General features: G+C 52.5%; 10 protein-coding genes. 4 read left to right on the top strand and 6 right to left on the bottom strand.

Annotation, left to right across the window (positions count from 1 at the left end; translation table 11 throughout):
• The first annotated feature begins 3 nt into the window (after positions 1 to 3).
• Positions 4 to 1,524 carry a YifB family Mg chelatase-like AAA ATPase gene (locus tag AC812_RS07530; protein ID WP_061918108.1) on the top strand — a complete coding sequence of 507 codons (1,521 nt, stop codon included), beginning with the start codon at positions 4 to 6 and terminating at the stop codon, positions 1,522 to 1,524.
• Here the strand turns inward: AC812_RS07530 and udp are convergent.
• A complete protein-coding gene (gene udp, locus AC812_RS07535) occupies positions 1,521 to 2,282 on the bottom strand; it encodes a uridine phosphorylase (protein WP_061918110.1) in 762 nt (253 codons plus the stop codon). The two genes, AC812_RS07530 and udp, sit on opposite strands and share 4 nt — an antisense overlap.
• A gap of 167 nt (positions 2,283 to 2,449) precedes the next feature.
• On the opposite strand from udp, the gene AC812_RS07540 reads away from it, so the two are divergent.
• The 3 genes from AC812_RS07540 (at position 2,450) to lysA (ending at position 4,624) form a co-directional block, all read left to right on the top strand.
• The gene (locus tag AC812_RS07540; RefSeq protein ID WP_061918112.1) at positions 2,450 to 2,659 is read left to right on the top strand and encodes an MreC domain-containing protein; all 210 of its coding nucleotides are present in this window, start codon (positions 2,450 to 2,452) and stop codon (positions 2,657 to 2,659) included.
• A gap of 92 nt (positions 2,660 to 2,751) precedes the next feature.
• Positions 2,752 to 3,276 (top strand): flavin reductase family protein, encoded by a 525-nt coding sequence (locus AC812_RS07545; RefSeq protein WP_061918114.1) that lies wholly within the window; start codon positions 2,752 to 2,754, stop codon positions 3,274 to 3,276.
• Positions 3,277 to 3,310: 34 nt separating this feature from the next.
• Complete coding sequence (gene lysA, locus AC812_RS07550; RefSeq protein WP_061918115.1) at positions 3,311 to 4,624, top strand: diaminopimelate decarboxylase; 1,314 nt, start codon at positions 3,311 to 3,313, stop codon at positions 4,622 to 4,624.
• Between the two features lie 3 nt (positions 4,625 to 4,627).
• On the opposite strand, the gene AC812_RS07555 is transcribed toward lysA, so the two are convergent.
• From AC812_RS07555 to ftsA, 5 genes are all read right to left on the bottom strand, one after another.
• A complete protein-coding gene (locus AC812_RS07555) occupies positions 4,628 to 5,182 on the bottom strand; it encodes a hypothetical protein (RefSeq protein ID WP_061918117.1) in 555 nt (184 codons plus the stop codon).
• A 347-nt stretch (positions 5,183 to 5,529) separates the two neighbouring features.
• The gene (locus AC812_RS07560; protein WP_061918119.1) at positions 5,530 to 8,148 is read right to left on the bottom strand and encodes an adenosylcobalamin-dependent ribonucleoside-diphosphate reductase; all 2,619 of its coding nucleotides are present in this window, start codon (positions 8,146 to 8,148) and stop codon (positions 5,530 to 5,532) included.
• 16 nt (positions 8,149 to 8,164) lie between these two features.
• On the bottom strand, positions 8,165 to 8,617 hold the full coding sequence (gene nrdR, locus AC812_RS07565) for a transcriptional regulator NrdR (protein ID WP_061918121.1): 453 nt from the start codon (positions 8,615 to 8,617) through the stop codon (positions 8,165 to 8,167).
• Positions 8,618 to 9,286: 669 nt separating this feature from the next.
• Positions 9,287 to 10,438: a cell division protein FtsZ gene (ftsZ, locus tag AC812_RS07570; RefSeq protein ID WP_061918123.1), complete on the bottom strand. Its 1,152-nt coding sequence runs from the start codon at positions 10,436 to 10,438 to the stop codon at positions 9,287 to 9,289.
• Between the two features lie 67 nt (positions 10,439 to 10,505).
• Positions 10,506 to 11,741, bottom strand: a complete 1,236-nt coding sequence (ftsA, locus tag AC812_RS07575) for a cell division protein FtsA (protein ID WP_236839266.1) — start codon at positions 11,739 to 11,741, stop codon at positions 10,506 to 10,508.
• Between the last annotated feature and the right edge of the window lie 3 nt (positions 11,742 to 11,744).

Below are 11,744 nucleotides of genomic sequence, written 5' to 3' on the forward strand. Positions count from 1 at the left end.
CTCATGCTTGCCAGAATTTATTCCTGCTCCATCATCGGTTTAGAAACCGCCATCGTTGAAGTTGAAGTAGATACGGGTCAGGGTCTGCCGGCGATGATCATCGTTGGATTACCCGACACCGCCGTTCAGGAATCGCGCGAGCGGGTGCAAATGGCAATTAAAAACGCGGGGATGATTTACCCGCGTAAGCGCATCACGGTAAACCTTGCCCCAGCTTCAGTGAAAAAAGAAGGGCCGGCTTATGATTTACCGATTGCCCTGGCGGTGCTGGTCGCTACCGAGCAAATTCCTCAGGCAGCCTTCTCCAATTCACTGGTCGTGGGTGAGCTTTCACTGGATGGTGGTGTCCGCCATGTCCGCGGCATTTTACCAATGGCAGCCGCAGCCCGGCAGTTGGGGTTTACCCGCATGTTCGTGCCGGAAGCGGACGCAGCCGAAGCCGCTTTGATTCCCGACCTGGAAATCATCCCTGTCCGCACTATTCTCGACCTGATCAGCCATGTTAAGGGAGAAAACCCCATTTCCCCCTATCCACAGGTTGAAATCAGCGAAATTCAGGTTGAAGTTCAAACCGATTTTCAAGAGATCAAAGGGCAGGAACATGCCAAACGAGCTTTGGAAATTGCAGCAGCTGGCGGTCATAATGTTCTAATGTCCGGGCCGCCGGGCACCGGCAAAACTTTGCTTGCCCGGGCTTTACCCGCCATTTTGCCGCGCATGACCATTGACGAAGCCCTGGATGTTACCCGGATTTATTCGATAGCCGACAAATTACCCCGTGATGTTCCGCTCGTCCGCAGTCGCCCCTTCCGCGCTCCCCATCACACCATTTCTCATGCCGGCCTGGTTGGCGGGGGCAATACCCCTCACCCCGGTGAGATCTCCCTTGCCCATCGGGGTGTGCTGTTTCTGGACGAGCTCCCCGAATTTGGTATGCGGGTACTGGAGGTTTTACGCCAGCCTTTAGAAGACAAAATCGTCACCATCAGCCGTGCCCAGGGTTCGCTCACCTTTCCGGCTAATTTCCAGCTGGTGGCTGCAATGAATCCCTGCCCTTGCGGGAATTACGGTGACCCGGTCAAAGCATGCACCTGCTCCCCCTCTACGATTACCAAATACCAGAAGCGCATTTCCGGACCGCTCCTCGACCGCATTGACATTTTCATCGAAGTGCCGCGTATTGATTACGAAAAATTGAGCGATAAACGGCAAGGAGAACCCTCTGAGGTGGTGCGCAACCGAGTCGAAGCCGCTCGTCAAATTCAACGCGAACGCTTCAAAGAGGATGGTCTTTCCTGCAATGCCGACATGCGCCCGGCAGAGATTCGGAAATACTGCATTCTGGATGAAACCGGCACCAACCTGATGCGTACCGCCATGCAGCAATTTCAGCTTTCAGCCCGGGCTTATCACCGGATTTTAAAGCTGGCACGCACCATTGCCGACCTAGCCGGCAGCCCCAACATTCAAACTGCCCATCTGGCAGAAGCGCTTCAATACCGCCACCGCAATTTGCTCAATTAATTGGAACGCCGGTCTGATTCGATCAAAATTCGGATGGCCTCTACCGCCACCTGAATCATCAGGTCGGGAGAGGTCTTCTGGTTGATCAGGGTGGCCGTGTCGCTGCCGATCACCGTCATTACTCCGCCCGCCCGCTTGCGGTAAATAGATGAAAGGACAAAAATCGCAGCCGCCTCCATCTCCGAACAAATGGCGCCGCCGGCTACCCACGCATTCCAGCGTGCCTTCAACTCCGCTGCAATCGGCATCCGATCCGGCTCTACCTCGCCGTAAAATGAATCCTTGGTATGGGAAATACCCACAAAGTATCGAGCGCCAAGGCGCGAGGCTGCCTCAACCAGGGCGTTGACAACCGTCACATCTGCAACCGCTGGAAATTCAATCGGTAAATACTGGCGGGTGGTACCTTCATCCCGAATTGCGCCGGTGACGATCGCAAGGTCGCCCAGTTGCATGCCCGGTTGCATTGCACCGGATGTGCCAACCCGAATGAACGTATCTGCACCCACCGCAATCAGCTCCTCTACGGCGATGGCTGTCGAAGGGCAGCCCATGCCGGTGGAAACCACCGAAACCAGTTCGCCGTTGAGTTTTCCCGTATAAACCGTGTGCTCCCGATTTGAGGAAATAAAACAGGGTTCATCCAGAAAGCGGGCGATTTTTTCAACCCTGCCCGGATCACCCGGTAGGAGAACATAACGACCCACATCCCCGCGTTTTACCTTCACATGATATTGAAGTCCATCATGATCCTGCATAATTAACCTCTTGTTTGTGAGATGGATTTTTATTGTATCATCAATTGAATACTTGCATATTTTCTTCGAATCAGGCTCTTTTGGACTAACCATATGTATAATGCAGGTAGACGGTCATGGTTGGAAAACCTGACCTTGGGTAGCCGGTCAAGGAAAGGAGTTTTTCCATGGGTAGTGGATCAAATCGCAAGGGGGAAATTTTTTTCCTTTTGATAATTGGAATTGCCTTTGCGCTGCTGCTCTATTTCGGCTCTGATTTTGGCAGCGGATTCAGTTTTGGGAAAAGTGCCGGCTGGGATCCTTTCACTCCCATTCTCAAGGGCTTATCAGGGTTGGGGCAGGCTATCACCCAGTCGTTCTCCAGAATTCTCCCATGAACCAGATTGAACCGCCCAACCGCTTAGATTCAGTTTTCGTCAACCTGTTATAATTGCCGGAGGCTGTGTTAGCCTGAAGATTAGGAGATAACATGCAGCGTACACCTCTCTCTCCCGAAACATTGCGGGTTCGAATTTACGACTTGTGGGAAAATGATTGGCTACTCCTCACTGCCGGGGATTATTCATCCGGTAAATTCAATGCGATGACCGTCTCGTGGGGCAGTCTTGGTTCGCTTTGGGGTAAACCTTACGCGCAAGTGTTTATCCGACCGACCCGTTATACCTACAAATTCTGCAATGAGTATGATACCTTCACCCTGTGCGCCTTCCCCGCCCAATACCGCAAAGCCCTTTCTTTAATCGGCTCACGATCCGGTAAGGATGCCGATAAAATTGCCCAGGCTGGCTTATCCCCGCAACCAGCTCAGGTAGTTGCTGCTCCAGTCTTTGCCGAAGCCTCTCTGGCCATTGAGTGTCGGAAAATCTACTGGGCAGATTTTAATCCTGATAATTTTCTGGATGAGAGTATCCAATCTCATTACCCAAATAAAGATTATCATCGCATTTTTTACGGAGAAATTTTATTCATCAGCGCGACTGATGCGTACCGATAAAAAACCTTTTCAAAGAGGATTAATCTTCTGATCCATGGATGATTTATCAATTTTTCCCAACAGCACCTCAATCAACCAAAATGGTCACCTGGCAATTGCAGGGCATGATTTGGTGGATCTTGCCAATCAGTACGGCACACCATTGTACCTCTATGATGCAGCCACTGTCCGCGCGCAAATTGACCGCCTGCACCGCCTCTTCAAGCGTTATTATCCCGGCGAAGCCCTTCTGGCGTATGCCAGTAAAGCCTATCTCTCTTTTCAATTCGCAAAAAAACTGGCGAAGTACGGCGTTGGGTTAGATGTGGTCAGTTTGGGAGAAATCCACATCGCTCAAACAGCTGGTTTTCAGCCGTCGGTGGTTCACCTTCATGGGAACAACAAAAGCGAAGCTGAATTGCAAGCCGCATTGGACTGGGCAATTCAGGCAATTGTCGTGGACAATCTGGAAGAATTGGAATTACTGGAACAGATGGCCTCTCACAGCCAAAAGCGAGTACGCATCTGGCTGCGTATCACCCCAGACCTGAGTGTGGACACACACCCACACATTCAAACTGCCCATCTGGATAGCAAATTTGGACTGCATTTAGAAAACGGCGAGGCAGATGAAGCTCTACAGCGGAGTTTATCCAGTCCGTGGTTGGAACTGAGCGGGATTCATGCTCATTTGGGTTCACAAATTTTCGATACTGAGCCATATCGGCTGGCCATTGAACGTTTGTGCGAATTCGCCGCCAAAAATAATTACATACCCGCAGAAATTAGTCCCGGCGGAGGGTGGGGTGTCCGTTATACACCCGAAGACCCCGATGATGACCCCGAGCAATGGGTAAGAACCGTTTCCGGCGCCATGCAAGAAGCCGCCATCCGCCATGACTGGCCGTATCCTCGTCTGGTACTGGAACCCGGGCGCTGGCTGATTGCTCGCGCTGGGATAGCCATTTATCGGGTGGGAAATCAAAAGACCACACCTGCCCAAACTCATCTGGTTGCGATTGACGGAGGATTGGCGGATAATCCCCGGGTTGCTCTTTATCAGGCCCGCTACATCGCAAAAGTAGTGGAACGGGCGGCTGAACCAGCCACTCAAACCGTACGAATTGTTGGAAAATTCTGCGAATCCGGTGATGTGCTCATTCCACAGGTCAATTTACCCCCCCTCCAACGCGGAGATCATCTGGCCATTCCCGCTTCTGGGGCTTATCAATTAAGTATGGCTTCCAATTATAACTACGCTGCCCGCCCAACCGTCTTGTGGTTGGAACAAGGGCAGATTGAGATACTCCAGCAACGCGAACAGCCTGACCAATCCAGCTGGCTGGTATATTCCGAGGGAAAACACTAACCCTCAAGGCAGCGTAGTCGCCAACACCGGCTGTGGCCATTCGATTACCAGCGGGCGGGTGTAACCATGTTTTTCAGCCGCAATCAGCCGGGCGCGGGAAGGCTCCGCACAACCTGCCTCATCCCGAATAGTCACCTGAGTCAGGTAAGTGCCGGCCGGTTGAAAAACCATTTGACCGCTTTGACAAACCCACGCTTCAACAATGTAGGGCGTCTGTTCTGAATCGTCCCCTGCTCGCAGGTTGAGGGCAGCCCATTCTACCCTAACCTCATCCCCGTTTCGCTCAGCGCGAACCCATGTCGGTGGAGCATAATAAGGTGAGATTGGCAATTTGACCTCAAAAGGATGCACCGGTTGGAGAGCATTCACATCACCCCGTATGTCCATGTAATCCATCCTCACCCAACACGGGTTATTACCGCCAATTGCCTGCACTTCAATATAATTCCCGCCTTCCACTCGCCTTAAAATTTCCAAATTACTGCCGGCATAAACCCCGTATTTGTAAAGGTACGGCGCACCTGGCCCGTAATGACAGACCGCCTGCGCGATGGTCACTTTTCCCCTTAACTTAACATAGGTAGGCAGGGGCGTAACAGTAAAAGTGGTGGTAAAGCTTGGTGTGACTGTCAAGGTGAAAGTTGGTGAAAATGAAGGTGAAATCGTTATGGTGAAGGTTTTTGAAGGCTGGACAGTGGCTGAGAGTAAGGGAGTTGCTGGGGAAACCTGCAACACCATACTCTGTTCAGCCACTGACGGAGTGGCGGGGTTCACTGGAGCAGGTGGTAATGGCGTGGTGGTACAGGCAGCCAAAACCAGGACGAGAACACAACCCAAAAAGCCAATCCGAGAGCGCTCAGGCCTGAGCGCTCTCGGACTTGATTGCCTTGAATTAGCGGGTAAGGCTAGCACTCGCTGTAACCACAAGCGTAGCACTTGCGGCAGCCCTCCTCGTTAATGACAGCTGCTTCACCGCACTCCGGGCATAAATCCCCAAAACGCAGCAGTTTCTGACCAACCGGCGGGGTGTCACCCTTTTCTGCGGCGCTGCGGTGACCGTTGCCCGGTGCAGCCGGTTCTTTGTTCGCTTTATCCTGTTGCGAAACCAACCGCTCGGCGCGAATTTGTAAATATTCGTCCAGAATCTGCCCAACCCCGTCCGGTAAGGAACGTACCCGGTTCGGCCCAAATCCCAATGAACGTCCCCCGCCAATTCCGAGCAGTTGATTTGCAGCCTCACGCAGCCGCCGTGCCGGTTCAATCGGAGAGGCAAGGCGTAAGATGTAGGAAAGCAATCTTCCAATCGCCTCCGACACAGCCGCCGTATCTGAACCAGCCTTGGCCGTGTTGATGAACACCTCAAACGGTTGACTGCCGCCGTTTTCATTGACGGTAATGAAGGCTTTACCCAACGGTGTATCTATCGAATATGTGAATCCGGTCAGGTAACGTGGACGCGGCTTTTTGGTTTCATGCCAGATGGTTAATTGATCCTCAACTTTTTCTGCCAGGGCAGGCTGGGGTTTTTCCTCCTCGCTTCCCGCCTGTTTTTTCTTTGCGGTGGAGAGAGTTTCCAAAACGACTTTTTCCCGGGAACCGGTCACATACACCGTAATCCCCTTGCAGCCCAACTTCCAGGCAAGATGATAGGCAATTGCCACATCTTCCACTGTGGCTCCTTCGGGGAAGTTGATCGTCTTCGAGAGGGAATTATCCACAAAGGCCTGCATGGCAGCCTGCATTCGTACATGTTCTTCTGCGGTAATATCGCCCGAAACAACAAAGACCCGTTTTATTTCTTCAGGTACAGATTCAACCCGCTGACAGGAGCCTTCCAGCATGACTTGCTCAATAATCTCCTGGCGTTTTTCCGGCTCGATGCCGGCTTTGATTAACGCCTGCTCAAATTGCGGGCTGGCATAGGTCAGCTGTAAATCTTTGCCGTTATCGTTGACATGGCGGATGTAAGCCAGCGCAAATGCCGGTTCACAACCGTACCCCTCACAGCCTGCCACGGTTGCAATGGTACCGGTGGGAGCGATAGTCGTTTGGGCTGCGTTGCGGATGCCATGGATGCGGATCTGATCCACCAGCCAGTCCCAATCCACTGCTGGGCGTCCCCAATCCCGTTCATAGGGGAAAAGCGGCCTGGGAGGTGACCAGCGCATATTTTCGGAATCGTAAATAGAACCTTTGATCGCCGGAAACGGGCCGCGTTCTTTTGCCATCTCCACCGAAGTAATCATGGCATGGTAACGGACAAACTCCATCACCTGGGCAGCAAATTCCTGCCCCTCCGGCGATCCATAACGCACCCCGCAGTGGTACATCAAATCTGCCAGCCCCATAATGCCCAGCCCAATTCGTCGGGCGCGGTGCGCTGCCTCTTTGAGCTGGGGGACTGCTGGCACATACTGATTGGCTTCTACCACATCATCCAGAAAGCGGGTTGCGGTAACCACCGATTGCCGCAAGGCTTCCCAGTCCACCTTTCCATCCGGCGCAAAATGCTGAGCCAGATTGACCGAACCCAAACAGCAATTTTCGTAAGGGCCCAGCCATTGTTCACCGCACGGATTGGTGGCTTCCAGCGGATATAAGTGAGGTACAGGATTGCTCCGGTTGGCTGCATCCAAAAACAGCACCCCCGGTTCCCCATTGTGATGAGCCTGCCGCACAATCTTATCAAATAGGTCTCTTGCGCGCACCTTTTTATAAGTCACCAGCGGAACACCGGCTTCCACCAATTGTTCCAGCGTCCCTTTCACCTGCCGATAAAGAGGAGAATGGACATCCGGGAAACGCAACTCCCATTCTTCATCGTTTTCAACCGCGCGCATGAAGTCATCTGTTATTCCAACGGAAATATTGAAATTGGTAATGGCATTCTCATCGGTTTTACAGGTAATAAATTCCTCAACATCCGGATGATCCACACGCAAAACAGCCATGTTGGCGCCGCGGCGGGTACCGCCCTGGGCAATTTCACCAAATGCGTGGTCATAAACTCGTAAAAACCCTACCGGACCGGTTGCCTGCCCAGCAGAGGACTTGACCATCGAGCCTTTTGGGCGTAACCGCGAGAAGGAAAAGCCATTGCCGCCTCCGGTTTGCTGAATCAAGGCAGCATCCCGTAAGGTTTGGAAAATGCCGGAAGCATCCCGCCCCATATCATCATTAATCGGCAGCACAAAGCACGCTGCCAGCTGCCCAAGCGGAGTGCCAGCTCCGGTGAAAGTGGGCGAGTTTGGGAAGAACTTTTTGCTGGTGAGGAGGATGTAAAATTCACGCGCCCGGCTCATCACATCACTATCCCACTGTTCCTCAACCCTGGCTACATGATAAGCCACCCGCCAGAACATGTCCTCAACGCTCTCGCACGGTTTTCCGTCATCGCCTCGCCGTACATAACGGCGGATCAGCACCTGTCGGGCATTTTCGGTTAATTCGACTTTGGGAAGATCTTTGGGACGAGGGGGTGTTGGCAGCAAGCCATTTTTAGTGATTTGTTGTTGAGTTTGCATGATATCCTCCTGTAAATTATGAACCTTCTAAAAGACGGTCAATTTCTTTGCGAATGGCGTGCAAATCGTTCAAGTTCAAGTAGACAATCGCATAGCGAATATAAGCCAGTTGATCCAGTTCCTTCAGACCGGCAATTACCATGTCTCCCACCACACGGGAAGAGACCTCCGCCCGCCCCATTTGTTGCAGGGACGATTCGATTTCGCCAACCAATCGTTCGATCTCCGCCGCAGAAACGGGCCGTTTGGCACAGGCAATTCGAATACCGCGCATCAACTTTTCACGATCGAATTCTTCGCGGGTTCCATCTCGCTTGACAACCAACGGCGTGGCGAGAATCGCTCTTTCATAGGTCGAAAACCGCTGGCCACACTTTTCGCACTCCCGGCGGCGACGGATTCCACCCCGCTGGTCGTGAGTAGTATCCAGAACCCTCGATTGTTCATAATGACAATATGGGCAACGCAATGAACTCCTCCATCTTATGCTGATTTTTGGAAAAAGACTCACACACCAATCCCCCTTAAACCTCCGAGCCTGATCTTCCTCACACTCTTTTTTCGGAAAACACACCCCCATATATGGGGGTATTTATTTTGATGTATAGTATATGTACGGGATTATTTTAGCATATCTGATATTAAGATGCAATAGAAAAAGGACTTTTCTAATCTTAAAATTATCTTTGTAGAAATTACGTTCGACAAATTGCAAAAAAATTATTCCTTACTTTGAATACTTGATCAGGACTTTATCAAATTCCCAATATCTGGTGTTATCAGGCAAATTTCCGCCTGATTTTCCATATACGGGCGGGTCTATTTACCCGTCAAAAATTTAGAATTTTTTATGTTAACGATCCATTAACCAATTCGAAATATTGTTTCGCTCATTTTATCTTCCTGTAGCCTTAAAACGGAAACCCCCGCTGAAATGTATTCAGGGGGGCTCCTCAAGACAGGTTGAAACACACCGCTAACACACCACGCTCGTCAGGCAGAAGGGAGGATGGCTTCCGCCGTGCTGATGTTTCCCGAAAACAGGCACCCTCAATTACAGGGACTTGGGTCGTTCCTGTTGTTCTACCGGTCGTAACCAGCGAAGAGCATCGGCTCTCCGATCATCGAGGTGAACGGCTCAGCGTTGCGTGTTGCGATTCCGTAAAAATGCCGGAATATCCAGATCGTTGGTGTTGATTACGTGCGGCTGGAATTCGGTTGGCGAGGTGGGTGGCGCTTGCCGCTCAGCCTTGGGTGCGGGGCTGCTCGCCTGGAAGGAAGCGGTTTCTTCCTTCTTCTGGGCGGGGCGCGGTTCCACTAAAGGGGAACGAACACTGGGCCGGTCAAAGCCGGTTGCAATTACGGTAATGCGGATTTCATCACCCATGTTCGGATCAACCACTGCACCAAAGATCAGGTTCACATCTGGGTGAGCGGTTTCCTTGATGATCGCCGCCGCTTGATTGACCTCGAAGAGGGTCAGGCTGTTTCCACCGGTCACATTGAAGAGGATACCGCGCGCACCGTCAATGGTGATGTCCAGCAGCTGGCTCGAAATCGCCATCTCAGCCGCAATCCGTGCCCGGTCTTCACCACTGGCATGCCCAACCGCCATCAACGCTGCGCCGCCTTCGGACATGATCGCCCGTACATCGGCAAAGTCAAGATTGATCAACCCCGGTACCGTGATCAGTTCGGAAATGCCCTGAATGCCTTGCCGCAGAACATCATCGGCCGTCCGGAATGCCTCCTGCAAGGTGACACGTTTGTCCACAATTTGCAGCAAGCGGTCATTGGGGATGACAATCAGGGTATCGGCGTGTTCTTTGAGCTTGGCGATGCCGGCTTCCGCTGCCTGCTGACGGCGCATGCCTTCAAAGGTAAAGGGACGAGTTACCACACCGATGGTCAAAGCCCCAACCTCTTTGGCTATTTGTGCCACAATCGGCGCTGCGCCAGTGCCTGTACCTCCGCCAAGCCCGGCAGTGACAAAGACCATGTCGGAGCCTTTGAGCACCTCGTATAGCTCTTCAGCGGATTCTTCAGCCGCTTTCCGTCCCACTTCGGGGTTACCGCCAGCCCCCAACCCACGGGTGGATTTATCACCAATCCGCACACGGGTGGGTGCTTTGGAGAGCAGCAAAGCCTGCGCATCGGTATTGACCGTGATGAATTCGATGCCGCTCAGCCCTTCTTCGATCATGCGGTTGACTGCGTTGCAGCCACCGCCGCCCACACCAATTACTTTGATGCGGGCAAAAGATTCTGCTTGATTACTGTAAAGATCCATTTTGTGTTCCTCCGCTTAACCTGTCTTGATTGGATTTGAATTTCAGGTACTTGACCTCCAGAAAAAGTTAGGGCAACAGGCGTTTCAAGAAGTTCTTGATCCTGTCTCCATCCAAGTTAATCCCTTTCGGGAGAAACGACCGGCGCGGGTGGAGTGGTTCGGCCTCGCTGAGCAGCAACGCCCAATGCAGCAATCCCACGCTGGTCGAATAGGCCGGTGAGTTCAATTGATCGGTTAAACCCACCAGATTTTCGGGTTTGGCTACCCGAACCGGTAAACCCAGCACCGAACTGGCCAGATTCTTCATGCCGGGCAACAAACTTGCTCCGCCGGTGAGAACCATTCCTGCCGGCAGCAAGCCGTCATAACCGGAGCGTTTGATCTCCTGGAGCACCAGCATGAAAATCTCCTCAACGCGAGCCTCGATGATGTGGGCTAAATCCCGCCGGTTGACCTGTACGGGAGCCTCCTGGCCAAAGGAACGGACGCTGATCACATCATTTTCGGCAATTTCGGACTCAATCGCATGTCCATAGCGTTTTTTGACTTCTTCAGCCTGATCAATGGACAGCCGCAGGCCATGGGCAATGTCAGAGGTGATGTGATTGCCACCTACCGCCAGCACCATGGTGTGCCACAGATCTCCATCAATGTAAATGGCCAGATCGGTTGTTCCCCCGCCAATATCACACACCACCACGCCCATCTGACGTTCGGTTTCGGAGAGGACAACCTCCGCCGAAGCCAGCGGGTTAAGGACAAATTGAGTGACCTGGACTCCGGCTGCCTGCACACACTGACGCAGATTTTCCACAGTCGATTCGGCAGCCGTGATGATGTGCGCCTCTACTTCCATGCGGTAGCCATGCATCCCAATCGGCGTGCGAATGCCGTCCTGGCCGTCCACAATGAAACTGCGTTGAATGACATGGATGATCTGACGGTTATGAGGAATTGCCACAGCCTGAGCCGCCTCCAAAGCCCGCGCCACATCCATCTCGTCAATCACACCACCGGAAATGCCTACCACCCCGCGGCTATTGACCGAGGCCACGTGCGACCCCGCCAGACTGACCAGTGCCGAGGTGATTTCAAAGCCCGAAGTCCGCTGGGCCTTCTCAATCGAACGCGCAATCGAAGTTGAAGCAGCCGCAAGGTCTACAATATTCCCTTTGCGAATACCTTGCGAGGGTTCGATCCCCACGCCCAGAATGCGCATGGTTCGCTCGCCTTCCACGCGCGCCACCAGCGTACAGACTTTGGTCGTTCCGATATCAATTCCGACTACGATTGGTTCATCCATGGC

It is taken from the genome of Bellilinea caldifistulae (assembly GCF_001306055.1).
GTDB classification, from domain to species: Bacteria; Chloroflexota; Anaerolineae; order Anaerolineales; family Anaerolineaceae; genus Bellilinea; species Bellilinea caldifistulae.